This window comes from Pseudomonas sp. GW822-FHT05A08 (assembly GCF_058800485.1).
The window spans coordinates 1450331-1473903 of record NZ_CM179511.1 but is presented as its reverse complement, the minus strand read 5'-3'; the positions used below and the strand labels follow the sequence as shown (position 1 = coordinate 1473903).

Here is a 23573-nt window from a genome sequence, read left to right as displayed (position 1 = left end):
ATACGTTGTTAACTATCGTCCCGCTCGCGGATGTATTCCTCGAGCAGCTTCTTCTCTTCTCCAGAAAGCGAGCGGCTTTCCAGAAGATCGGCGCGTCGTTCATAGGTCCGACCAAGGGACTGCTGTAAACGCCAACGCCGGATGTGTGCGTGGTTGCCACTCAGCAACACGTCGGGAACACGCTGATCCGCATACACCTCCGGTCGGGTGTAGTGCGGGCAATCCAGCAGACCATCCGTGAAGGAATCCTCCTCCGCGGAATCCGCATGCCCTAAAGCTCCGGGCAGCAGTCGCGTAACCGCATCAATCAGGACCATCGCCGGCAGCTCGCCACCGGAGAGTACATAGTCGCCAATCGACCACTCTTCATCGACATGAGCTTCAATAAAACGCTCGTCAATGCCTTCATAACGACCGGCAATCAGGATCAATGCATCCTCATTCGCCAACTCGCGTACCGCCGACTGAGTCAGTCTGCGGCCTTGGGGCGACAGGTAAATCACCTTCGCGCCCTCCCCGGCTGCCTGCCTGGCCTGAACCAGAGCATCTTCCAGGGGCTTGATCTTCATCACCATGCCCGGGCCACCGCCAAATGGGCGATCGTCCACAGTGTGATGTCGATCCGTGGTGTAGTCTCGCGGATTCCAACAGGTCAGCTGCAAGAGCCCCTGTTTCACCGCGCGGCTGGTTATGCCGTAGTCGCTGATGGCGGAAAACATCTCGGGAAACAAACTGATCACTTCTACGCGCAGGCTAGCCACGTTCAGAAGTCCGCGTCCCAATCCACCTTCATCTCGCCCGCTGCCAGGTCGACGGCCAACACGCATTGCTCGGTATAGGGCAACAGGCGTTCGCGATCATCCAGGCTGCCAGCGCAAGGCTTGACCACCATTACATCGTTCGAGCCGGTCTCCAGCAGGTGATCGATCTTCCCGAACAGTTGTCCGTGAGTGTCGATGACCTTGAGACCTTGCAGCTGGTACCAGTAGTACTCGCCGTCGGTCAGTTCAGGGAACAGGTTGCGCGGCACGCAGATCTCATAACCAGCCAGAAGACGCGCTTCTTCACGATCATCGAGACCTTTGAGCTTTGCGACCAGGAATTTTTCATTCCCGCGTCCGCTGACCAGCTCAACCTGTTTCACGCTACCTTCGCGCTTGAGCGTCCAGGTTTTGTAATCCAACAGGTTTTTAATCGGATCAGTAAAGGAATAAACCTTCACTTCGCCGCGAACGCCGTGAACAGAGTAGATTTTGCCGATAACGATCAAATCATCAGCAGGAGCAGGCGTCGCGTTCATAGGGTTCAGGCTGCAGCCTTAGCCGATTCCTTCAACAGCTGAGCAACGCGCTCAGACGGTTGTGCACCAACGCTCAGCCAGTAGGCTACGCGCTCTTGGTTCACGGACAGGCGGACTTCTTGACCACGAGCGATCGGGTTGAAGAAGCCAACTTGTTCTTTGTGCGAACCGTCGCGTGGGTTGCGGCTGTCGGTCACGGTCAAGTGGTAAAACGGGCGCTTTTTGGAGCCGCCAAGGGCAAGACGGATTGTTAGCATGTGAACATCGTTCCTGTAGTCGGTGCTGCAAATCTAAATGCACAGCGGGCATGGGTGCCCGAAAGGCCGCATATTCTAAGGAATATCCGGACTTTTGCAAATGACTTTTTCCGGCGCCTACCGGCTGCCATCCAGATTTGCTATAGGGCCGTTGGCAACAACGGCAAGTCAGCTCCCGCCAAGCGCGGGTTTGCTGGAGGTCCCGCGTCCCCGCGGGAAACGCCGGCATGGCTGCCGGCGTGGATTCTTCAGATCTTCGGCATGCCGCCGCCGGGCAACATTCCGCCCATGCCGCGCATCATTTTCGCCATCCCGCCCTTGGCGGAGAATTTCTTCATCATCTTCTGCATCTGCTTGTGCTGCTTGATCAAGCGACCGATGTCCTGCACCTGGGTGCCGGAACCCATGGCGATCCGACGCTTGCGCGAACCGCTGATCAGCTCAGGGTCGCGGCGCTCCGCCGGGGTCATGGAGTTGATGATGGCTTCCATCTGCTTGAACTGCTTCTCGGCCGCGCCCTGGGCATTGCCCATTTGCGCCAGGTTCACGCCACCGATATTCGGCAGCTTGTCCATCAGGCCACCGAGGCCGCCCATGTTCTTCATCTGTTGCAGCTGGTCGCGGAAGTCTTCGAGGTCGAAGCCTTTGCCTTTTTTCAGCTTTTTCGCCAGCTTGTCGGCTTTTTCCTTGTCGAGGGTCTGTTCGGCCTGCTCGATCAGGCTGAGCACGTCGCCCATGCCGAGGATGCGCGAAGCGATACGCTCAGGGTGGAACGGTTCGAGCGCTTCGCTCTTCTCGCCCATACCGATGAACTTGATCGGCTTGCCGGTGATCGCACGCACCGACAGCGCGGCACCGCCACGGGCATCGCCGTCGACCTTGGTCAGGATCACGCCGGTCAGCGGCAGTGCGTCGCCAAAGGCCTTGGCCGTGTTGGCGGCGTCCTGGCCGGTCATGGCGTCGACCACGAACAGGGTTTCCACCGGCTTGACCGCCGCGTGCAACGCTTGGATCTCGTCCATCATGTCGGCGTCGATGTGCAGACGACCGGCGGTGTCGACGATGACCACGTCAATGAACTTGAGCTTGGCTTCTTTAATAGCCGCTTCGGCGATCGCGACCGGCTTCTGGCTCAGGTCGGACGGGAAGAAGGTCACGTCAATGTCGTTGGCCAGGGTCTCGAGCTGCTTGATCGCCGCCGGACGGTAAACGTCGGCGGATACCACCATCACGCTCTTCTTCTTGCGCTCTTTAAGGAAGCGCGCGAGCTTGCCGGCGGTGGTGGTCTTACCGGCGCCCTGCAAACCGGCCATCAGCACGACGGCAGGCGGCACGGCGCTCAGGTTCAAATCTTCGTTGGCCGCGCCCATCAGGCTTTCGAGTTCGGCCTGGACGATCTTCACGAATGCCTGGCCCGGGGTCAGGCTGCGCGACACTTCAGTGCCGACCGCACGTTCCTTCACCGAGTTGACGAAGTCCTTGACCACCGGCAGGGCGACGTCGGCTTCGAGCAACGCCATGCGCACTTCACGCAGGGTGTCTTTAATGTTGTCCTCGGTCAGCTTGGCCTTGCCGGTGACATGGCGCAGCGTCTGCGAGAGACGGTCGGTTAGGTTTTCAAACATGCGCGATCCTTTCAGGCCCTAAGTAGACCGAGGTAATGGCGGCTCGGGGCCCCTATATAAAGAGGTGCTCCGTGGGCAGGTCGCGGATTATAGCGAAGACTGCGTGCGACGCACAGCCGCCGTCTGGTTGCACGGTCTTTCGTGTGATGGCGGTTCTATGCCAAACTCAACGACTTTCGGGCTTGCCTAACAGGATTTATGCTCCCCTTGTCACCCAGCTTGCTAACCACCCTCGCCGCCGCCTGTCTCTATGCCGCTGCGACCCTCTATCAAGGCACTCGTCTGGCTCAAGCCGCCAAGACGAACAAGCGCCTGCTGGTCTCGCTCGGCATCCTTGCCCTGCTCGCCCACAGCGCCAGCCTCCTGACCCACCTGATGACGCCCGTGGGCCTGGGCCTGGACTTCTTCAGCGCCGCCAGCCTGATCGCCGCCGCGGTGATTGCCCTGACCCTGCTGGCCTGCTCGCGCATTCCGGTGGAGAACCTGCTGGTCCTGCTGTTTCCGCTGGGGGCGCTGACCGTGCTGCTGGCGCAGTTCGTGCCCACCGGCACGGTGCCGGTGATCGACGAAGAGCCAGGCATCCTCGCCCATATCCTGCTGTCGATCCTCGCCTACGGCATGTTCACCATCGCCGTGTTCCAGGCCCTGTTGCTGCTGGTGCAGGACCACCAACTCAAGCACAAGCACCCGTCCGGGCTGATCAAGAACTTTCCGCCGCTGCAGACCATGGAAAGCCTGCTGTTCGGCTTCCTCTGGGCCGGCTGGACCCTGCTTTCGCTGTCGCTGATCTCCGGCTGGCTGTTCGTCGAGAACCTGTTCGCCCAGCACCTGGTGCACAAGACCCTGCTGGCCTGCCTGGCCTGGGTGGTGTTCAGCGTGCTGCTGTGGGGCCGCAACCGCCTCGGCTGGCGCGGACACAAGGCGATTCGCTGGACCCTGGCCGGCTTCTGCCTGCTGATGCTGGCGTACTTCGGCAGCAAGCTGGTCCGTGAATACATCCTGCATATCTGACGAGCGGCGATAATGGACAACCTGCCCACAGAGCCGATGCTCGTGGTCCTGGCCTTGCTGGTGCTGTGGTCGGGGCTGTTCACCGCCATCGAAGCCGCCCAGCAACACCTGCTGACCCTGCGCACCGCTTCGCGCTCCGGCGACAAACCGCTGGCGCGCCTGAGCTTCCCGCGCGACAGCCTGATTCTCTGCAACACCCTGTGTCGGGTGCTGGCGGTCATCATCAGTACCTTGCTGGCGCTCCTGCAGTGGGCGGAAAACGGCCCCTGGCTGGCCTGCCTGCTCGCCACCAGCGTGTTGCTGGTACTCGCCGACTACCTCCCGCGCACCCTGGCCACCCGTTATCCGGATGCGATCCTCAGCCTGGGCAATACCCTGCTGGGCGTGCCGCTGAAGATCATCTACCCGGCGGCCTGGCTGCTCCACAGCATCAGCCAGCTGTTGCTGCGCCCCTTCACCCGCAAGGCCGGCGCCGTCAAGCAGAGCGAAGACGAACAGGCTGTCGACCCGGACGACGCCGAAGAACATGCCAACGGCCGGCCGCACCCGGTGTCGGGCATCCATGCCCTGGACAACATCACCGTCAATGACATCCTGGTGCCGCGCAGCGAGGTCGACGGGATCAACCTCGACGACCCCATCGCCGACATCATCGAACAGCTGCGCCTATCCAAGCGCACCCGCCTGCCGGTGTTCCACAGCGATATCAACCAGGTCGAGGCGGTCCTCAACACCCGCCAGATCCGTCACCTGCTGCCGGATGCCAGCCTGACCCAGGAGGCGCTGCTGGCGGCCTGCCACGAACCTTACTTCGTGCCGGAAAGCACCCCGCTGCAGTTGCAACTGCTGAACTTCCACAAGCAGCAGCGCCGCCTGGGCATGGTGGTGGACGAGTACGGCGAAGTGCTGGGCATCGTCACCCTGGAAGACATCCTCGAAGAAATCGTCGGCGAATTCGAAAGCGAGCACAGCCTCGACAACCCACATATCCATCCCCAGGCCGACGGACGTTTCGTGATCGAAGGCGCGGCCTCGATTCGCGAGCTGAACAAGAGCCTGGGCTGGCACCTGCCCTGCGACGGCCCGAAAACCCTCAACGGCCTGGTCACCGAAGCGCTGGAGACTATCCCCGACAGCGCCGTTTGCCTGAAGATCGGCCGCTACCGCCTGGAAATCCTCGAAACCGAGGACAACCGGGTCAGTCGCGTGCTGATCTGGCACACCAAGCCGCTCACCGCGCCCGCCCTGTAGCCCTGTAGCCGCTGCCGAGCCCGCGAGGCTGCGATCGACCGCGAAGCGGTCGCAAACCCTGCATCCACCTTCTGCCTGACACACCGCGCAGGCAGACTTTGCGCCGGCTGCGCCGTCGAACGCAGGCTGCGCCAGCGGCTACAGGGCGGCAAGTCGCGCTTGTTTGATCGTTAGGGGCCTTCCTATAATCGATCCGCTTACCCAAGCCCCGCAGCACCCGCGTGCTACCCGCACCCAGCGGCTTCTGCCCTGCTCCGCCCGCTTCTGGCAGGCCTCGCTCCCACCCCGAGCCGCGCCCGCGCCAAACCCACATCCCTGGGTGTTCGACCATAATAATTCGCTCCCATGGAGCACATGACTGTCAGGGATAACCGCATGACGACCAGCACCACTTACAGCGCCTCCGTGCCTGCCCAGCCGACCAACTCCGCCAGCCGCGTGGCCACCGCCAGCTTTATCGGCACCGCCATCGAGTTCTACGACTTCTACGTGTACGCCACTGCCGCCGCGCTGGTGATCGGCCCGGTATTCTTTCCGCAGACGTCCGGCACCGCCCAGATGCTCTCGGCGTTCCTGACCTTCGGCATCGCTTTTCTCGCCCGCCCCCTGGGCTCGGCGCTGTTCGGCCACTTCGGCGACCGGATCGGCCGTAAGTCGACCCTGGTGGCATCGCTGCTGCTGATGGGCGTGTGTACCACGCTGATCGGCGTGCTGCCCGGCTATGACAGCATTGGCGCCTGGGCGCCGATCCTGCTGTGCCTGCTGCGCTTCGGCCAGGGCCTGGGGCTGGGCGGCGAATGGGGCGGCGCAGCGCTGCTCGCCACGGAAAATGCGCCCAAAGGCAAACGCGCCTGGTTCGGCATGTTCCCGCAGCTGGGACCGTCGATCGGTTTTCTGGCGGCCAACGGCCTGTTCCTGACCCTGGCCATGAGCCTGAGCGACGAACAGTTCCGCTCCTGGGGCTGGCGGATTCCGTTCCTGCTCAGCGCCGCCCTGGTGCTGGTCGGCCTGTATGTGCGCCTGAAACTGCATGAAACCCCGGTATTCGCCAACGCCATCGCCCGCCAGGAGCGGGTCAAGATGCCGCTGGTCGAGCTGTTCAGCCAGTACTGGCTGCCGGTGTTGCTGGGCGCTGCGGCGATGGTGGTGTGCTACGCGCTGTTTTACATCTCGACGGTGTTCTCGTTGAGCTACGGCGTCGCGACCCTCGGCTACAGCCGCGAAACCTTCCTCGGCCTGCTGTGCTTCGCGGTGCTGTTCATGGCCGCGGCCACGCCGCTGTCGGCCTGGGCCAGCGACCGCTATGGACGCAAGCCGGTGCTGATCATCGGCGGCCTGCTGGCGATTCTCTCCGGCTTCACCATGGAACCGCTGCTGACCCAGGGCTCGACCTGGGGCGTGGCGCTGTTCCTGTGCATCGAGCTGTTCCTGATGGGCGTGACCTTCGCCCCGATGGGCGCCCTGCTGCCCGAGCTGTTCCCGACCCACGTGCGTTATACCGGCGCATCGGCGGCCTATAACCTGGGCGGCATTGTCGGCGCCTCGGCGGCACCGTTCTTCGCCCAGAAGCTGGTGGCGATGGGGGGATTGAGTTGGGTTGGCGGCTATGTGTCGGCGGCAGCGGTACTCAGCCTGATCGCTGTGCTGTGCCTGAAGGAAACGCGCAATAACGACCTGAACCAGGTCGCCTGAAAAGAGTGCTTCGCGAGCAAGCTCGCTCCTACAGGTTCAGCGCAACCCTTGTAGGAGCGAGCGGGCGGCGATCCGACTTGCCCGCGATGTTTTTTACAGCTCGACAACGACCGCCTGGGAAGCGCGAGTCGCCTTGGCCCGCGCGGCCTCGATCGACTCGTCGCGCGCCAGGGCCACGCCCATGCGGCGCTGGCCGTTGACTTCGGGCTTGCCGAACAGGCGCAGGGCCGTATCCGGCTCGCTCAGGGCCGCGCCCAGGTTGGCGAAAGCGGTCTGGGTCGACTGGCCTTCCACCAGGATCACCGCCGAAGCCGACGGGCCGAACTGACGGATCAACGGGATCGGCAGGCCGAGAATCGCCCGCGCATGCAGGGCGAACTGCGACAGGTCCTGGGAAATCAGGGTCACCAGGCCGGTGTCATGGGGACGCGGCGACACTTCGCTGAACCAGACCTGGTCGCCCTTGACGAACAGCTCGACGCCGAACAGGCCACGGCCACCCAGGGCCTCGGTCACGGCCCTGGCCACACGCTCGGACTCGGCCAGGGCTTTCGGGCTCATGGCCTGAGGCTGCCAGGACTCCTGATAATCGCCCTTCTCCTGACGGTGGCCGACCGGCGCGCAGAAGGTGGTGCCGCCAACGTGGCGCACGGTCAGCAGAGTGATTTCGTAATCGAAATCGATGAAACCTTCGATGATCACCCGGCCCTTGCCGGCACGCCCGCCTTCCTGGGCGTAGTCCCAGGCCTTCTGCACGTCGTCGACGCTGCGCAGCAGGCTCTGGCCCTTGCCCGAGGAACTCATCACCGGCTTGACCACGCAGGGGAAGCCCAGGTCGTCCACCGCCTTGCGGTAGTCTTCGAAGGTATCGGCGAAGTGGTAAGGCGAGGTCGGCAGGTCCAGTTCTTCGGCGGCCAGGCGACGGATGCCTTCACGGTTCATGGTCAACTGGGCGGCCCGGGCGGTCGGGATCACGGTGAACCCTTCGGACTCCAGCTCCACCAGGGTGGCGGTGGCGATGGCTTCGATCTCCGGCACGATGAAGTGCGGCTTCTCCGCCTCGATCACTGCACGCAGCGCAGCGCCGTCGAGCATGTTGATCACATGGCTGCGATGGGCAACCTGCATCGCCGGCGCATTGGCGTAGCGATCCACGGCAATCACCTCAACGCCCAGGCGTTGCAGCTCGATCACCACTTCCTTGCCCAACTCACCACAGCCACACAGCAAAACGCGGGTCGCGGTTGGCGACAATGGAGTTCCGATACGGGTCATCTGAAAGTCCTCAAAAAGGAGCGGATCATCGAGGGTCGCGCACCAGGCGGGCGGCCCATGGGGAAGAAAGCGCGGCATTTTACATGAACCGCGGGCTTTGGCCTCAGCTGGCGCACGCCGCCTTGCGCAAACGCCAGGCCATGGCCAGCCAGACCACGGTCACGCCGGCGAACTTCGACCCCAGCGCCGTGAGGATCACGCCCGGGGTCAAGGCGTCGATCAGTCCGAAAAAGATAAAGGTGTCCAGGGGAATGCTCAACGCCGAACTTATCCACAGGCGGTCGTGCAGTGGGCGCTTGGTGATGCTGAACACCAGCCAGTCGATGCACTCGGAGACCGCGAACGCCGTGGCGCTGGCCAGGGCGATGGCCGGGTCGGAGGTCACGTAGGACAGCACCAGCGCCACCAGCATGGCGACGAGCGCGCCATGGCCGAAGCGGGTCTGCACCATGTCCCGCAGGACGAACACCAGCCCGCCCCAGGCCGACCAGATGATGTCCAGGTGCGGAGCGGTAGAAAAAGCGTAGTTGATCAGTACGACACTGCCGATATAGGCGATCAGGAAGAGCATGGGGCGAAAAGTACCTGTCAGTAAGGCGCACAGGGTACTTCAGGCGGGTGGGATGGGCCAGACGGGAGCTGGCCCGAGATAGCCGTCTAGCCGGACTGGGTGCCGATCATCCACAGCACCCCGCTGGACTTGGCGCGCTCATGACACAGCGCCAGCACCTCACGGCGCTCGGCGTTGTCCATGCGGCTCCAGCGGGTGATCTCGCTCACCGTGCGCTGGCAACCGGTGCAGATATCGTCATCGTCCAGCGCGCAAATGCTCACGCAGGGCGAACGGACGGGTTTTTCGGGTTCGGTCATTGTTCTTGCTCGGCCAGATCGCGGGCGTAACGCTGGGAATTATGCACATAGTGCGCGGCGCTGGCTTCGAGCATCTTCTTCTGCTGCTCGGTCAGTTCACGGACCACCTTGCCCGGCGAGCCCATCACCAGCGAACCGTCGGGGATCTCCTTGCCTTCGCCGATCAGCGAGTTGGCGCCGATGATGCAGTTCTTGCCGATCTTCGCGCCGTTGAGAATCACCGCATTGATGCCGATCAGGCTGTAGTCGCCGACGGTGCAGCCATGCAGCATGGCGTTGTGGCCAATGGTCACGCCGGTGCCGATGGTCAGCGGAAAGCCCATGTCGGTATGCATCACCGTGCCATCCTGCACGTTGCTGTTCCTGCCGATCAGGATCAGCTCGTTGTCGCCACGCAGCACCGCGTTGAACCAGACGTTGGCCCCCTCCTCCAGCTTGACCTTGCCCACCAGCGTGGCATTGGGTGCGACCCAGCTTTGCGGGTGGGTTTCGACACGGGCGTCGCCCAGGCGGTATTTCATATTGTTGTCCTCAAGGCCAGGCAGGTTCATATACACAGTGGGGTTCAGGCCATACGAGCGATGGCTTCAAATATTGATAAAGCTTTTGGGCGGCTGGTGCAGGCTGATCTGGGCGTCATACAGCAGGTTGATCAGCTCGACGATCATGATCGCCGTCAGGCCCCAGATATTGTACTCGCCGAAGCGGTAGCTCGGCACGTACCAGCTGCGGCCCTGATAATCGATGCGGTGGGTGTGCTCGCGCGGGTCCTGGCGGAAAAACTCCAGCGGCACGCTGAACACCGCGGCGATCTCGGCGTCATTGGCCAGGTATTCGACGTAATCGGGAATCACCCCGACATAGGGCGTGACCTTGATCCCGTGCAGGGAAATCAGCGGGCTCAGGGGGCCGATCACTTCCACCAGCCCCGGGGGCAGGCCGATTTCCTCTTCGGCTTCGCGCAGGGCGGTAAAAACCAGGTCGGGGTCTTCCGGGTCGCGGCGGCCGCCGGGGAAGGCCACTTCGCCGCCGTGGGTGGACAATCCTTTGGCGCGCAGGGTCAGCACCAGCTCGGGCTCGTCACTGCGGGTAATGGGCACCAGTACGGCGGCCTCGGGGAAACGTCGATCCGTCTCCAGCGGTCGCGGCGTATGGTTGCTTACCCGGTGCAGTAGCTCGTCCAGCATGAGTCTTCTCGATCTGTCGACTACCTTGCATCATGCACCAAACAAACCGACCGCCCAAGCCCCGATCCACGCCATGTCGCGTAACGACAACTTGCCGACAAAGCCCCGTGCACGCCAAGATAGGCGCAGCCTTTTCGGATACCCAGCATGAAATTCTGCAGCCAGTGCGGTCACCCGGTCACCCAGCGCATTCCCGAAGGCGATTCACGCCTGCGTTTTGTCTGCGACAACTGCCAGACCATCCATTACCAGAACCCGAACATAGTCGCCGGCTGCCTGCCTACCTGGGGTACCCAGGTGCTGCTGTGCCGACGCGCGATCGAGCCGCGTCGTGGCTACTGGACGCTGCCGGCCGGTTTCATGGAGAACGGCGAGACCGTCGAACAGGCGGCGATTCGCGAGACGTTCGAGGAGGCCTGCGCCCGGGTCCGCAACCTGAGCATCTATACCCTGATCGACGTCCCGCACATCAGCCAGGTGCATGTCTTCTTCCGCGCCGAGCTGGCGGACCTGGATTTCGCCGCTGGCGCAGAGAGCCTGGAAGTTCGGCTTTTCGAAGAAGCCGACATTCCCTGGTCCGAGCTGGCTTTTCGCACGGTCGGGCGTACCTTAGAATGTTTCTTCGCTGACCGGCGGAACGAGGACTACCCCGTGCGTTCCGAGTCCATTCCGCCCCTGGCTCAGCCTGCCCTCACTTAAACAACAAAACGTACGCGGCACCTGTGTACTCTTAGGGATATCGTTTCATGCGCTGGTTGCTCGCTCTTTTCTGCTACTCGGTTATCGCGGTCTCCCACGCCTCCGCGACGGATACCCTGAACGGCAAGGTCATCGAGAAAGTCCTGGTCCTCAAGTCGGCCCATCAGTTGCAACTGATCAACGACGGCAAACCCATCAAGACCTACCGCATTTCCCTGGGTAAACGACCCAAGGGGCCAAAGCTCATGGAAGGCGACAAGCGCACTCCGGAAGGCTTCTACTGGCTGGACTGGCGCAAGACCAGCGACCGCTTCAACCTGGCCATGCATATCTCCTACCCGAACATCAGCGATTCCGCCCGCTCGCGCCGCGAGGGCGTGGAGCCCGGCGGCATGATCATGATCCACGGTACCCCGGACAGCGAAGACTACCCCGAGCAGTACTTCCATACCCTGGACTGGACCGACGGCTGCATCGCCATGCGCAACGTCGACATGCGCGAAGTCTGGGGCCTGGTCCCGGACGGCACGATGATCGAAATCCGCCCCTGATTCCTCGCTGAAACGCCGCTAAAACACCTCCGTTACAAAAAAAATCGCAGGCCGCGCCGGCTTCGAAAGGTGAATACCAATTCCCGTTCGAAAAACCGCCGCCCCTGCGATTTTCGCATTCACGGCCAGACCGCCCTAATACCACTTTCCCAAACCATCCCCGCCAACGCCCATAAAGCGCCTGTTTTCGTGCGTCATCGTCACACTACTGGCGTTGACATGGTATTTAAGTGGTATTAGTTTTTGCCACATTACCGGGCGACAACAAACCAATAACGCATCGGAATCTCGACAGATGAACCACATCCTGGCCCTGCGCCCTGACGATACCCAGCCGACCCCGCTGTACCTGCAACTGGCGCGCAACCTTGAAGCCGCGATCCATGCCGGACAGTGGAAAGCCGAACAGGCCCTGCCCTCGGAACGCAACCTGAGCGAGATGCTCAATATCTCCCGCGTCACCGCGCGCAAGGCCCTGGAAGTGCTGTTCGAACAAGGCCTGATCCGCCGCAGCCAGGGCTCCGGCACCTTCATTACCCCGCGCCTGGAACAACCGCTGTCGCGGCTGTCGGGCTTCAGCGAAATGCTCCGCCTCAAGGGCTTCGTGCCCGGTTCCCAATGGCTGGAGCGGGAAATCACCACGCCGACCCACGAAGAACTGATCCGCCTCGGCCTGTCGCCGAACGACAAGGTGGCGCGCCTCAAGCGCCTGCGCAAAGCCGACGACACGGTGATGGCGATCGAAATGAGCACCCTGCCGGCCACGATCATTGCCCAGCCGGATGCCGTGGGCGACTCGCTCTACGCCTACCTCGATGGCATCGGCCGCCCGGTGGTCCGTGCCCTGCAGCACATCCAGGCGATCAACGCCAGCGCCGAGTTTGCCGCCCTGGTGGGCATCGCCCCCGGCACCGCGATGCTGCTGATGACCCGTGTCGGCTACCTCGAGGACAACACCCCGATCGAAGTCACCGACACCTATTGCCGCAACGACTACTACGACTTCGTCGCCGAGCTGCGTCGCTGAGCCTGGCCGCCGAGTCGCCAAGAATCCGTCCCAGAGAGCTGCCCATGTCCGAACACAACATCCTCACCCCACAAGGCTGGATTCGCGGCCGCCTGAACCACCGGGACGGCAAGGTCACCGGCATCGAAGGCAGCCCCTGCGACCCGGCGGACAACGACCTGCCCTACCTGCTGCCGGGCTTCATCGACCTGCATGTGCACGGCGGCGGAGGCAAGGACATCATGGAAGGCGCCCCGGCGTTCGAGACCATCACCCGCACCCACGTGCGTTTTGGCACCACCTCGCTGCTGGCCACCACCATGACCGCACCGACCGAGGAGATCACCCGGGTCCTGGGCGCCATGGGCGAATACTGCGAACAGCGCCCCAGCGGCAGCGCCCGGGTACTCGGTGTGCATCTGGAGGGCCCGTACATCAACCCGGGCAAGCTCGGTGCCCAGCCCAATTTCGCCCACACCGCACTGATGGCCGAAGTCGAGGCGTACCTGCGCCTGGCGCCGATCCGGGTGATCACCATCGCCCCGGAAATCGCCGGCCATGACGCGTTGATCCGCGCCCTCAGCGCCCGCGGTATCCGCATGCAGATCGGCCACACCCTGGGCAGCTATGAGGAAGGCGTGGCCGCACTCGACGCCGGGGCCACCAGCTTCACCCACCTGTACAACGCCATGAGCCCGCTGCATCACCGCGAGCCGGGCATAGTCGGCGCCGCCCTGGCCCACGCCCAGTACGCGGAACTGATCCCCGACCTGCTGCACGTGCACCCCGGCGCCATGCGCGTGGCCTTGCGCTCGATCCCCTGCCTGTACTGCGTCACCGACTCCACCGCGGCAGCCGGCATGCCGGACGGCGAATACAAGCTCGGCAGCCACACCGTGACCAAATGCCTGGGCGGCGTGCGTCTGCCGGACGGCACCCTGGCCGGCAGCACCCTGACCATGGACCAGGCCTTGCGCAACCTGGTGAAGATCGGCCTGCCCCTGGCCGAGGCTTCGCAACGCTTGTCACAGTTTCCCGCCGATTATCTCGGCCTGGCCGAACGCGGGCGCTTGCAGGTCGGCAGCTGGGCCGACTGCGTGTGCCTGGACCGCTCACTCACACTGACCGCCGTGATGGTCGAAGGAGAAGACATTGACTTCAAAAATGCTTGAAGAGGCGCTGTCCGCCGCCGCGGCCGTCGAAGGCCAGTTGCAGCACCTGGACCCGCAACTGATCGAGGTGGCCGGGCGCCTGAACCGCCAGCCGCCGCAAGTGGTGATGACCGTCGCCCGCGGCAGCTCCGACCATGCCGCCAGCTACTTCGCCTACCTGACCATGCAGCAGCTGGGCTTCCCGGTCGCGTCCCTGCCGATGTCGGTGGTGACCATGCAACAGGCGCCGCTGCGGGTCAGCGGCCAGGCGGCATTCGCCTTTTCCCAGTCCGGGCAGAGCCCCGACCTGGTCAACAGCATGCGCCTGCTGCGCAAACGCGGGGCCTTGAGCGTGGCCATGGTCAACGCCCAGGACACCCCGCTGGAAGCCGCCAGCGAGTTCTGCCTGCCGCTGCACGCCGGCGCCGAACGCAGCGTGGCGGCAACCAAGAGCTTTATCGCCACCCTCAGCGCCAGCGCCCGCCTGATCGCCCACTGGAAACTGGACGCGCAGTTGCTGGAAGCCGGCCTCGCCCTGCCCCAGGGGCTGCGCGAAGCCGCGACCCAGAACTGGAGCCCGGCCGTCGAGGCCTTGCGCGATAGCCAACGGTTGATGGTGATCGGCCGTGGCGCCGGTTTCGCCATCGCCCAGGAAGCGGCGCTGAAACTCAAGGAAACCTCGGCGATCCAGGCCGAAGCCTTCAGCAGCGCGGAAGTTCGCCACGGCCCGATGGCGCTGATCGGCGACAACTACCCGCTGCTGGTGTTCGCCCCACGGGGAGCGGAGCAGGCCGGCCTGATCAGCCTTGCCGCCGACATGCGCCAGCGTGGCGCCCGGGTGCTGCTGGCGGCGCCGGACGACATCGTCGAACGCGACCTGACCCTGGGCCGGGCCGAACACCCGGCCCTCGATCCGATCCTGGCGATCCAGAGTTTCTACGGCATGGCCGCAAGCCTTGCCGAGGCCCGGGGCATGGACCCGGACCAGCCACGGCACCTGAGCAAAGTGACCCGCACCCACTGAGCCTTTCCTTCAACGGATGAGTACTGCGCCATGCACAACAACAATAAAGACCTGACGCTCGGCGCTCCCTTGAGCGGCCCGGTGCTCACCCTCGCCAGGGTGCCCGACCTGGTGTTTTCCAGCGGCGCCATGGGCGACGGGATCGCCATCGACCCGCTGAACAACACCCTGCACGCCCCCTGCGCCGGCGTGGTGGTGCATGCCGCCCGCACCGGCCACGCGGTGACCCTGCGCGCCGACAATGGCGCGGAACTACTGCTGCACCTGGGACTGGACACGGTCCAGCTGCAAGGCGAGGGTTTCTCCATGCTGGTGCAGGAAGGCGCCCGGGTCAGCAGCGGCCAGGCCCTGCTGCGCTTCGATCTCGACCAGGTCGCACGCAACAGCAAAAGCCTGATCAGCCTGATGATCCTGACCAACGGCGAACACTTCCAGACCCTGCCCATCACCCTGAAATCGGTGAAAGTCGGCGAACCGCTGCTGCACATCGTGCCGCGCGCGGCCAATACGGCCCAGGCGGAAGCGGGTGACTCCTCGACCGACGAGGTGGAAGGCCAGACCCGGGTCAATCATCGCGGCGGCCTGCATGCCCGGCCGGCCGCGCTGATCCGCCAGACCGCCCAGGGCTTCAGCAGCAAGGCGCACCTGCATTTCAACGGCAAGTCGGCGTCCTGCGACAGCCTGGTCAGCCTGATGGGGCTGGGGGTCGGCGAGCAGGACGAGGTGCGGGTCAGTTGCCAGGGCAAGGACTGCAAGGCCGCCCTGCTGGCGCTGCTGGACGCCCTCGCCACCCCGCTGGCCGAAGACGGCCATGCCGCGGCGCCAGCGGTGAAGGCCGTCGCGCCCCAGCACCCCGCCGAAGCCGGGGTGATCCAGGGGGTCTGCGCCGCCCCCGGGCTGGTCTGCGGGCCGCTGTTTCACCTGACCGCCATGACCCTGCCCGAAGACAGCGGCGATCACCCGCCCCAGGAACAACTGCAGGCGCTGGACCTGGCCCTGGACAAGGTTCGTAGCGACATCCGCGGCACCCTCGACCATGCCCGGCAGCGCAAGGACAATCAGGAAGAAGCGATCTTCGCCGCCCATCTGGCCCTGCTCGAAGACCCGGCGCTGCTGGACGCCGCCCGCCAGAGCATCGGCCAGGGACGCGCCGCCACCCACGCCTGGAGCGACGCCATCGGCGAACAGTGCGAGATCCTGCTGCAACTGGGCAATGCCCTGCTCGCCGAACGCGCCAACGACCTGCGCGACCTGCAACAGCGGGTCCTGCGCGCCCTGCTCGGCGAGGCCTGGCATTATCAGTTGCCGGCCGGCGCCATAGTCGCGGCCCACGAGCTGACCCCGTCCGATCTGCTGCAACTGAGCGAGCAAGGCGCTGCCGGCCTGTGCATGGCGGCCGGCGGCGCCACCTCCCACGTGGCGATCCTGGCACGCGGCAAGGGCCTGCCCTGCCTGGTGGCCCTGGGCTCGGAGCTGCTCGATGTGCCGCAAGGCCAGCAAGTGGTGCTGAATGCCGACCACGGTCGCCTGGAACTGACGCCGGACAGCGCGCGTATCGAACAGGTCCGGCAGAGCCATCTGCTCCGCCAGCAGCGGCGCGAGCAACAACAGCAACAGGCCCAGCTGCCGGCCAGGACCCTCGACGGCCAGGCGATCGAGGTCGCCGCCAATGTCGCCTCCAGCCAGGAAGCCCAGGACGCCCATGCCAACGGTGCCGATGGCGTCGGCCTGCTGCGTACCGAGTTTCTGTTTGTCGACCGGCATACCGCCCCCGACGAACAGGAGCAGCGTCTGGCTTATCAGGCCGTGCTCGACGCCATGGGCGACAAGTCGGTGATCATCCGCACCATAGACGTGGGCGGCGACAAGCAACTGGACTACCTGCCGCTGCCGGTGGAAGCCAACCCGGTGCTGGGCCTGCGCGGCATTCGCCTGGCCCAGGCCCGCCCGGAACTGCTCGACCAGCAACTGCGGGCCCTGCTGCAGGTCAACCCGCTGCAACGCTGCCGCATCCTGCTGCCGATGGTCAGCGAGCTCGACGAACTGCTGCATATCCGCGAACGCATCGATTGCCTGTGCGCCGAGCTGGGGATCAGCCAGCGCCCGGAGCTGGGGGTGATGATCGAAGTCCCGGCCGCCGCCCTGCTCGCCGAGCAACTGGCCGAATACGCCGACTTCCTCTCCATCGGCACCAACGATCTGTCGCAATACACCCTGGCCATGGACCGTGACCATGCCGGCCTGGCCGCGCGGGTCGATGCGTTGCACCCGGCGCTGCTGCGGCTGATCGCCCAGACCTGCACCGGCGCGGCCAGGCATGGGCGCTGGGTCGGCGTGTGCGGTGCACTGGCCTCCGACCCGCTGGCGACGCCGGTGCTGATCGGCCTGGGGGTCAGCGAGCTGTCGGTGAGCCCACCGCAAGTGGGCGAAATCAAGGAGCGGGTCCACCAACTGGACGCTGCGCAATGCCGACGCCTCAGCCATGAGCTGCTGAACCTGAGCAGTGCCTCGGCGGTGCGTCATGCCTGCCACCAACACTGGCCCCTGAGCTGAATAACAAGAACACCGGGAGACACGCCATGTACCAATTATTCATCGAAGGCCTGCAGCGCCTGGGCCGCGCCCTGATGCTGCCGATCGCGATCCTGCCGATCGCCGGCCTGCTGCTGCGCCTGGGCGACACCGACCTGCTGAACATCGCGATCATCCACGATGCCGGCCAGACCATCTTCGCCAACCTGGCGCTGATCTTCGCCATCGGCATCGCCGTGGGCTTCGCCAAGGACAACAACGGCACCGCCGGCCTGGCCGGGGCCATCGGCTACCTGGTGATGGTCGCGACCCTCAAGGTGCTCGATGCCAGCATCAACATGGGCATGCTCGCCGGGATCATCAGCGGCCTGCTGGCCGGAGCCCTGTACAACCGCTTCAAGGACATCAAGCTGCCGGAATACCTGGCGTTCTTCGGCGGGCGGCGCTTCGTGCCGATTGTCACCGGTTTCAGCGCCGTCGGCCTGGGGGTGGTGTTCGGCCTGATCTGGCCGCCGATCCAGCACGGCATCAACAGCTTCGGCCAGTTGCTGATGGAAAGCGGCAGCCTCGGTGCCTTCGTGTTCGGTGTGTTCAACCGCCTGCTGATCATCACCGGCCTGCACCACATCCTGAACAACATGGCCTGGTTCATTTTCGGCAGTTTCACCGACCCGGCCACCGGCGCCGTGGTCACCGGCGACCTGACCCGCTACTTCGCCGGCGACCCCAAGGGCGGCCAGTTCATGACCGGCATGTTCCCGATGATGCTGTTCGGCCTGCCGGCGGCGTGCCTGGCCATGTACCGCAATGCGCTGCCGGAGCGGCGCAAGGTGATGGGCGGGATTTTCCTGTCGATGGCCCTGACCTCGTTCCTCACCGGGGTCACCGAGCCGATCGAATTCGCCTTCATGTTCCTCGCCCCCATGTTGTATCTGGTGCATGCCCTGCTGACCGGCCTGTCCATGGCCCTGACCAACCTGTTGAACATCCACCTGGGCTTCACCTTCTCCGGCGGCGCCATCGACATGGCCCTCGGCTGGGGCCGCTCCACCAACGGCTGGCTGGTATTCCCGGTGGGCCTGCTGTACGCGGTGATCTACTACCTGGTGTTCGACTTCTGCATCAAACGCTTCAACCTGAAAACCCCGGGCCGCGAAGACACCCCGGGCAGCGAAAAAGCCGCCATGACCAACAATCAGCGCGCCGGTGCCTATATCCAGGCCCTGGGCGGAGCGGACAACCTGATAACCGTCGGCGCCTGCACCACCCGCCTGCGCCTGGAACTGGCCGACCGCAGCAAAGCATCGGACAGCGACCTCAAGGCCCTTGGCGCCATGGCCGTGGTGCGTCCCGGCAAGGGCGGCAGCCTGCAGGTGGTGGTCGGCCCGCTGGCCGACAGCATCGCCGATGAAATCCGCCTGGCCATGCCCAGCGGCGGCAAGCCACTGGAACAGCCAGGCCCTGCCGCCGCCTTCGAAGCACCGCCAGCGGTGAGCATTGCGCCCCAGGAAGCCGTGAAATGGCTGGACGCCTTCGGTGGCAGCGACAATGTGCTGCAACTGGACTGCGTGGCCATGACCCGCCTGCGGGTGCAACTGGGCGACAACAAGGCGCTGTCGGAATGCCAGCTGAAGAACCTCGGCTGCCAGGGTTCCAGCCAGCTCGACGATGGTGTCTGGCACCTGCTGATCGGGGAAAAGGCCGCGAGCCTGAGCCAAGCCCTGGATAGCCTGATCAACCGCAGCGAGGTCAGCGCCAAGGTCTGACCCTCTCCTGCCGGAGAGCAGGCACAAAAAAGCCCGCTGACCGTTACCGGTTCAGCGGGCTTTTTCATGGGCGGGACCTTAGAAGTCTTCCAGACGCCAGACTTCATAAGCCGGTGTCTCGTAGGGATGGCTCTGCTTGAGGGCCATCACCACGCTATGGATCAACTCGTCGGCCACCACCAGCTCGACTTTCCATTCCTGCACCTGCTCGACCAGGCCGGTCTGCCCGAGAAACGGCTGGCTACCGTCCAACGGGCGAAACTGGCCCTGGCCCAGCACCTGCCACGCGCACTGGTCGTAAGCGCCGATCCGTCCGCCACCGGCGGCGAATACGGCGTTCTTGACCACATCCACGTGGCTGGGCGGGACGAAAAAGCTGAGCTTGTACACGGGCCTTAGTTCACCCACACGCGAGCGTTACGGAACATGCGCATCCACGCCGCATCTTCGTTCCACTCTTCCGGACGCCAGGAGTTCTGCACGGCACGGAATACCCGCTCAGGGTGCGGCATCATGATGGTGACGCGGCCGTCGCGGCTGGTCAGGCCGGTAATCCCGCGCGGCGAGCCGTTCGGGTTGGCCGGGTAGCTTTCGGTGACCTTGCCGTGGTTGTCGACGAAACGCAGGGCCACGCAACCGGACAGGTCGGCTTCAAGCAGCGCTTCTGCGCTTTCGAATTCCGCATGGCCTTCGCCGTGGGCGATGGCGATCGGCATACGCGAACCGGCCATGCCCTGCAGGAAGATCGAGTTCGACTCCTGGACCTGGACCATCGCCACACGGGCCTCGAACTGCTCGGACCGGTTGCGCACGAAGTGCGGCCAGAACTCGCTGCCCGGGATCAGCTCGTGCAGGTTGGACATCATCTGGCAACCGTTGCACACGCCGAGGGTGAAGGTGTCGCTGCGCTCGAAGAAGCCCTGGAAGGCGTCGCGGGCACGGCTGTTGAACAGTGCCGACTTGGCCCAGCCCTCGCCGGCGCCGAGTACGTCGCCGTAGGAGAAGCCGCCGCAGGCGACCATGCCCTTGAAGTCGTTCAGGTCGACGCGACCGGCGAGGATGTCGCTCATGTGCACGTCGATCGCGTTGAAGCCGGCACGGTCGAACGCCGCGGCCATTTCCACCTGGCCGTTGACGCCCTGCTCGCGCAGCACGGCAACCTGGGGACGCACACCTTTCTTGATGTAAGGCGCGGCGATGTCCTGGTTGACGTCGAAGCTCAGCTTGACGCTCAGGCCCGGGTTGTCTTCTTCCAGCAGGACGTCGAATTCCTGCTCGGCGCAGTCGGCGTTGTCCCGCAGGCGCTGGATCTGGTAGCTGGTTTCAGCCCACTGGCGCTGCAACAGGCGACGCTCGCCGGCGAAGATATTCTCGCCGTTGAAGGTGATGTTGATATGGCCGTTGTTGACCGGCTGGCCGATCACCGCCACGCAGTCGCCCAGGCCGGCGGCGCTGAACTGCGCCAGCACATCCGGGGTCGCGTCCTGGCGCACCTGGATCACCGCACCCAGTTCTTCGTTGAACAGGATGGCGGCGATCTCGGCCGAGCTCTCGGCCAGGGCGTCGAGGTTCAGGTTCAGGCCGCAGTGACCGGCGAAGGCCATTTCCACCACGCTGGTCAGCAGACCACCGTCGGAACGGTCGTGGTAAGCCAGCAGGTGACCGTCGGCGTTGAGGCCCTGGATCACCGCGAAGAAGGCTTTCAGGTCTTCGGCGTCATCGACGTCCGGGGCCTGCTTGCCGAGCTTGCCGTGCACCTGGGCGAGGATCGAGGCGCCCATGCGGTTCTGGCCACGACCGAGGTCGATCAGGACCAGGTCGGTGGTGCCCTTGTCCATGCGCAGTTGCGGGGTCAGGGTCTGGCGGATGTCCGCCACAGGCGCGAAACCGGTCACGATCAGCGACATCGGCGAGGTCACGGTTTTTTCTTCGCCGTTGTCGTTCCAGCGCGTGGCCATGGACATCGAGTCCTTGCCCACTGGAATGGTGATGCCCAGCTCAGGGCACAGTTCCATGCCGACCGCTTTCACGGTGTCGTACAGCCGTGCGTCTTCGCCCGGGTGGCCGGCGGCGGACATCCAGTTCGCCGACAGCTTGATGTCGGAGATCTTGTTGATGCGCGACGCGGCAATGTTGGTCAGGGTTTCGCCGATGGCCATGCGGCCCGACGCCGGGGCGTCCAGCAGCGCCAGCGGAGTACGCTCGCCCATGGCCATGGCTTCACCGGTGTAGACGTCGAAACTGGTGGCGGTGACGGCCACGTCGGCCACCGGAACCTGCCATGGGCCGACCATTTGGTCACGGGCCACCAGGCCGGTGATGGTGCGGTCGCCGATGGTGATCAGGAAGCTTTTGCTCGCGACGGCCGGGTGATGCAGGACGCGCTCGATGCTTTCGCCGATGTCGAGGTTCGACGGGTCGAAATCGTCGCCCAGCTCGGCTTCACGAACCACCGAACGGTGCATGCGCGGCGCCTTGCCCAGCAGCACTTCCAGTGGCATGTCCACCGGGCTGTTGCCGAAGTGGCTGTCCGTGACCGTCAGATGCGGTTCGGCGGTGGCTTCACCGACGACGGCAAACGGGCAACGCTCACGTTCGCAGATGGCCTGGAAGCGCTCGAAGTCGGCCGGGCCGACGGCCAGAACGTAGCGTTCCTGGGATTCGTTGCTCCAGATTTCGTGCGGGGCCATGCCCGGCTCGTCGTTTGGAATGTTGCGCAGTTCGAAACGGCCACCGCGGTCGCCGTCGTTGACCAGTTCCGGGAAGGCGTTGGACAGACCGCCCGCGCCGACGTCGTGGATGAAGCTGATCGGGTTCTTGTCGCCCAGCTGCCAGCAACGGTCGATGACTTCCTGGCAACGACGCTCCATTTCCGGGTTTTCACGCTGAACGGAAGCGAAGTCCAGATCCGCCGAGCTGGTGCCGGTGGCCATGGAGGAAGCGGCGCCGCCACCCAGGCCGATGAGCATCGCCGGGCCGCCGAGGACGATCAGCTTGGAGCCGACGACGATCTCGCCTTTCTTGACGTGCTCTTCGCGAATGTTGCCCATGCCGCCGGCCAGCATGATCGGCTTGTGGTAACCACGCACTTCATCACCGTGCGGGGTGGCGATCGACTGTTCGAAGGTACGGAAGTAGCCGGTCAGGGCCGGACGACCGAATTCGTTGTTGAACGCGGCGCCGCCCAGCGGGCCTTCGATCATGATGTCCAGCGCGGTGACAATGCGCTCAGGCTTGCCGTACGGCACTTCCCACGGCTGTTCGAAGCCCGGGATCTGCAGGTTGGATACGGTAAAACCGGTCAGGCCGGCCTTTGGCTTGGCGCCACGCCCGGTTGCACCTTCATCGCGGATCTCGCCACCGGAACCGGTGGATGCGCCCGGGAACGGGGCGATGGCGGTCGGGTGGTTGTGAGTCTCGACCTTCATCAGGATGTGCACCGGCTCCTGCACCGCGCCGTACTGGCGGGTTTCAGGGTTCGGGAAGAAACGGCCGGCGACATTGCCGACGATCACCGAGGCGTTGTCCTTGTAAGCCGACAGCACACCTTCGTTGTGCATCTGATAGGTGTTCTTGATCATGCCGAACAGGCTTTTTTCCTGGCTCTGGCCGTCGATGTCCCAACTGGCGTTGAAGATCTTGTGACGGCAGTGCTCGGAGTTGGCCTGGGCGAACATCATCAGTTCGATGTCATGCGGGTTGCGCTTGAGGCCCTGGAAGGCGTTGACCAGGTAATCGATTTCGTCTTCGGCCAGGGCCAGGCCCAGTTCGGTGTTGGCCTGTTCCAGCGCGGCGCGGCCACCACCGAGGATATCGATGGCGGTCAGCGGCTTCGGCGTGGCATGGCTGAACAGGCCGGCAGCCTGCTCCAGGTTGCCCAGCACGATCTGGGTCATGCGGTCGTGCAGGGTGTCGGCGATCAACTGCGCTTGCGCGTCGCTGAATTCACCGGCCACATAGAAGGCAATGCCGCGCTCCAGGCGCTGGATCTTGCTCAGGCCACAGTTGCGGGCGATATCGCTGGCCTTGCTCGACCATGGCGAGATGGTGCCGAAACGCGGCAGCACCAGGAACAGACGACCGGTAGGTTCTTGCACCGGTACGCTTGGGCCGTACTTCAGAAGGCGCGCAAGCACCTGCTGTTCGTCGCCGGTCAGGACGCCGGTAACTTCGGCGAAGTGAGCGAATTCAGCATACAGGCCACTGACAGCTGGAACCTTCTGGCTCAGTTGCTCAAGGAGTTTGCTGTGGCGAAAGGCAGAAAGGGCAGGAGCGCCGCGCAGGATCAACATCTTCGGGACAGCCTCGGGAAGGGGGTGTGCTTTGAGGCCGTGCATTCTAGCCTAAACCGCCCGCGACGGCACCCGAAACGGCAC

At 64.2% G+C, this 23573-nt stretch carries 21 protein-coding genes; 10 read left to right on the top strand and 11 right to left on the bottom strand.

What is annotated here, in order from left to right; genetic code table 11:
- Positions 1-8: 8 nt before the first annotated feature.
- The 4 genes from trmD to ffh all read right to left on the bottom strand — a co-directional run bounded on the left by trmD (position 9) and on the right by ffh (position 3182).
- Positions 9-761 carry a tRNA (guanosine(37)-N1)-methyltransferase TrmD gene (trmD, locus tag AC3RCP_RS06605; protein ID WP_053260045.1) on the bottom strand — a complete coding sequence of 251 codons (753 nt, stop codon included), beginning with the start codon at positions 759-761 and terminating at the stop codon, positions 9-11.
- Positions 762-763: 2 nt separating this feature from the next.
- Positions 764-1300, bottom strand: coding sequence for a ribosome maturation factor RimM (gene rimM, locus AC3RCP_RS06600; protein WP_007927679.1), 537 nt, complete (start codon positions 1298-1300; stop codon positions 764-766).
- Between the two features lie 5 nt (positions 1301-1305).
- The gene (gene rpsP / locus AC3RCP_RS06595; RefSeq protein WP_007927680.1) at positions 1306-1557 is read right to left on the bottom strand and encodes a 30S ribosomal protein S16; all 252 of its coding nucleotides are present in this window, start codon (positions 1555-1557) and stop codon (positions 1306-1308) included.
- A gap of 248 nt (positions 1558-1805) precedes the next feature.
- A complete protein-coding gene (gene ffh, locus AC3RCP_RS06590; protein WP_492569348.1) occupies positions 1806-3182 on the bottom strand; it encodes a signal recognition particle protein in 1377 nt (458 codons plus the stop codon).
- A 198-nt stretch (positions 3183-3380) separates the two neighbouring features.
- Between ffh and AC3RCP_RS06585 the strand changes: the two genes are divergently transcribed.
- The 3 genes from AC3RCP_RS06585 (at position 3381) to AC3RCP_RS06575 (ending at position 7136) form a co-directional block, all read left to right on the top strand.
- Positions 3381-4193: a cytochrome C assembly family protein gene (locus AC3RCP_RS06585; RefSeq protein WP_007927682.1), complete on the top strand. Its 813-nt coding sequence runs from the start codon at positions 3381-3383 to the stop codon at positions 4191-4193.
- Positions 4194-4205: 12 nt separating this feature from the next.
- Positions 4206-5444: a transporter associated domain-containing protein gene (locus AC3RCP_RS06580; protein ID WP_101336922.1), complete on the top strand. Its 1239-nt coding sequence runs from the start codon at positions 4206-4208 to the stop codon at positions 5442-5444.
- A 375-nt stretch (positions 5445-5819) separates the two neighbouring features.
- Positions 5820-7136 (top strand): MFS transporter, encoded by a 1317-nt coding sequence (locus AC3RCP_RS06575; protein WP_101336921.1) that lies wholly within the window; start codon positions 5820-5822, stop codon positions 7134-7136.
- A gap of 93 nt (positions 7137-7229) precedes the next feature.
- Here AC3RCP_RS06575 and purT read toward each other — a convergent pair whose 3' ends face one another.
- The 5 genes from purT to AC3RCP_RS06550 form a co-directional block, all read right to left on the bottom strand.
- On the bottom strand, positions 7230-8411 hold the full coding sequence (gene purT, locus AC3RCP_RS06570) for a formate-dependent phosphoribosylglycinamide formyltransferase (protein WP_101336920.1): 1182 nt from the start codon (positions 8409-8411) through the stop codon (positions 7230-7232).
- 103 nt (positions 8412-8514) lie between these two features.
- Positions 8515-8982: a VUT family protein gene (locus AC3RCP_RS06565; protein WP_053259746.1), complete on the bottom strand. Its 468-nt coding sequence runs from the start codon at positions 8980-8982 to the stop codon at positions 8515-8517.
- An 86-nt stretch (positions 8983-9068) separates the two neighbouring features.
- Positions 9069-9281: a DUF1289 domain-containing protein gene (locus tag AC3RCP_RS06560; RefSeq protein WP_007927703.1), complete on the bottom strand. Its 213-nt coding sequence runs from the start codon at positions 9279-9281 to the stop codon at positions 9069-9071.
- Entirely contained in the window at positions 9278-9802 is a 525-nt protein-coding gene (locus AC3RCP_RS06555) for a gamma carbonic anhydrase family protein (protein WP_007927713.1), read from the bottom strand. Before AC3RCP_RS06555 ends, AC3RCP_RS06560 begins: the two co-directional genes overlap by 4 nt.
- 66 nt (positions 9803-9868) lie before the next feature.
- Positions 9869-10468 carry a CoA pyrophosphatase gene (locus tag AC3RCP_RS06550; protein ID WP_492569344.1) on the bottom strand — a complete coding sequence of 200 codons (600 nt, stop codon included), beginning with the start codon at positions 10466-10468 and terminating at the stop codon, positions 9869-9871.
- Between the two features lie 147 nt (positions 10469-10615).
- Here AC3RCP_RS06550 and AC3RCP_RS06545 point away from each other — a divergent pair, with 147 nt between their 5' ends.
- The 7 genes from AC3RCP_RS06545 (at position 10616) to nagE (ending at position 19197) form a co-directional block, all read left to right on the top strand.
- Positions 10616-11167, top strand: a complete 552-nt coding sequence (locus tag AC3RCP_RS06545; protein WP_007927716.1) for an NUDIX hydrolase — start codon at positions 10616-10618, stop codon at positions 11165-11167.
- A 47-nt stretch (positions 11168-11214) separates the two neighbouring features.
- A complete protein-coding gene (locus tag AC3RCP_RS06540; protein WP_007927719.1) occupies positions 11215-11718 on the top strand; it encodes a L,D-transpeptidase family protein in 504 nt (167 codons plus the stop codon).
- A gap of 295 nt (positions 11719-12013) precedes the next feature.
- On the top strand, positions 12014-12745 hold the full coding sequence (locus AC3RCP_RS06535; RefSeq protein WP_009042314.1) for a GntR family transcriptional regulator: 732 nt from the start codon (positions 12014-12016) through the stop codon (positions 12743-12745).
- A gap of 44 nt (positions 12746-12789) precedes the next feature.
- Positions 12790-13896 (top strand): N-acetylglucosamine-6-phosphate deacetylase, encoded by a 1107-nt coding sequence (gene nagA, locus AC3RCP_RS06530; RefSeq protein WP_087091336.1) that lies wholly within the window; start codon positions 12790-12792, stop codon positions 13894-13896.
- Positions 13877-14899 (top strand): SIS domain-containing protein, encoded by a 1023-nt coding sequence (locus AC3RCP_RS06525; RefSeq protein ID WP_101336919.1) that lies wholly within the window; start codon positions 13877-13879, stop codon positions 14897-14899. Before nagA ends, AC3RCP_RS06525 begins: the two co-directional genes overlap by 20 nt.
- Positions 14900-14929: 30 nt before the next feature.
- A complete protein-coding gene (gene ptsP, locus AC3RCP_RS06520) occupies positions 14930-17452 on the top strand; it encodes a phosphoenolpyruvate--protein phosphotransferase (protein WP_492569342.1) in 2523 nt (840 codons plus the stop codon).
- A 26-nt stretch (positions 17453-17478) separates the two neighbouring features.
- A complete protein-coding gene (gene nagE, locus AC3RCP_RS06515) occupies positions 17479-19197 on the top strand; it encodes an N-acetylglucosamine-specific PTS transporter subunit IIBC (protein WP_101336917.1) in 1719 nt (572 codons plus the stop codon).
- 78 nt (positions 19198-19275) lie between these two features.
- Here nagE and AC3RCP_RS06510 read toward each other — a convergent pair whose 3' ends face one another.
- Together AC3RCP_RS06510 and purL are read right to left on the bottom strand one after the other, a co-directional pair.
- Positions 19276-19587 carry a YqfO family protein gene (locus tag AC3RCP_RS06510; protein WP_101336916.1) on the bottom strand — a complete coding sequence of 104 codons (312 nt, stop codon included), beginning with the start codon at positions 19585-19587 and terminating at the stop codon, positions 19276-19278.
- Between the two features lie 5 nt (positions 19588-19592).
- A complete protein-coding gene (gene purL, locus AC3RCP_RS06505) occupies positions 19593-23489 on the bottom strand; it encodes a phosphoribosylformylglycinamidine synthase (protein ID WP_457275694.1) in 3897 nt (1298 codons plus the stop codon).
- Between the last annotated feature and the right edge of the window lie 84 nt (positions 23490-23573).

Bases quoted from the DNA above. Each gene is read 5' to 3' on its own strand.
- AC3RCP_RS06580 (WP_101336922.1), top strand. From the start codon at position 4,206: ATGGACAACCTGCCCACAGAGCCGATGCTCGTGGTCCTGGCCTTGCTG.
- nagE (WP_101336917.1), top strand. From the start codon at position 17,479: ATGTACCAATTATTCATCGAAGGCCTGCAGCGCCTGGGCCGCGCCCTG.
- AC3RCP_RS06585 (WP_007927682.1), top strand. From the start codon at position 3,381: ATGCTCCCCTTGTCACCCAGCTTGCTAACCACCCTCGCCGCCGCCTGT.
- AC3RCP_RS06575 (WP_101336921.1), top strand. From the start codon at position 5,820: ATGACGACCAGCACCACTTACAGCGCCTCCGTGCCTGCCCAGCCGACC.
- AC3RCP_RS06565 (WP_053259746.1), bottom strand. From the start codon at position 8,982: ATGCTCTTCCTGATCGCCTATATCGGCAGTGTCGTACTGATCAACTAC.
- rpsP (WP_007927680.1), bottom strand. From the start codon at position 1,557: ATGCTAACAATCCGTCTTGCCCTTGGCGGCTCCAAAAAGCGCCCGTTT.
- purL (WP_457275694.1), bottom strand. From the start codon at position 23,489: ATGTTGATCCTGCGCGGCGCTCCTGCCCTTTCTGCCTTTCGCCACAGC.
- ffh (WP_492569348.1), bottom strand. From the start codon at position 3,182: ATGTTTGAAAACCTAACCGACCGTCTCTCGCAGACGCTGCGCCATGTC.
- AC3RCP_RS06560 (WP_007927703.1), bottom strand. From the start codon at position 9,281: ATGACCGAACCCGAAAAACCCGTCCGTTCGCCCTGCGTGAGCATTTGC.
- ptsP (WP_492569342.1), top strand. From the start codon at position 14,930: ATGCACAACAACAATAAAGACCTGACGCTCGGCGCTCCCTTGAGCGGC.
- purT (WP_101336920.1), bottom strand. From the start codon at position 8,411: ATGACCCGTATCGGAACTCCATTGTCGCCAACCGCGACCCGCGTTTTG.
- AC3RCP_RS06545 (WP_007927716.1), top strand. From the start codon at position 10,616: ATGAAATTCTGCAGCCAGTGCGGTCACCCGGTCACCCAGCGCATTCCC.
- AC3RCP_RS06540 (WP_007927719.1), top strand. From the start codon at position 11,215: ATGCGCTGGTTGCTCGCTCTTTTCTGCTACTCGGTTATCGCGGTCTCC.
- AC3RCP_RS06550 (WP_492569344.1), bottom strand. From the start codon at position 10,468: ATGCTGGACGAGCTACTGCACCGGGTAAGCAACCATACGCCGCGACCG.
- nagA (WP_087091336.1), top strand. From the start codon at position 12,790: ATGTCCGAACACAACATCCTCACCCCACAAGGCTGGATTCGCGGCCGC.
- AC3RCP_RS06555 (WP_007927713.1), bottom strand. From the start codon at position 9,802: ATGAAATACCGCCTGGGCGACGCCCGTGTCGAAACCCACCCGCAAAGC.
- rimM (WP_007927679.1), bottom strand. From the start codon at position 1,300: ATGAACGCGACGCCTGCTCCTGCTGATGATTTGATCGTTATCGGCAAA.
- AC3RCP_RS06535 (WP_009042314.1), top strand. From the start codon at position 12,014: ATGAACCACATCCTGGCCCTGCGCCCTGACGATACCCAGCCGACCCCG.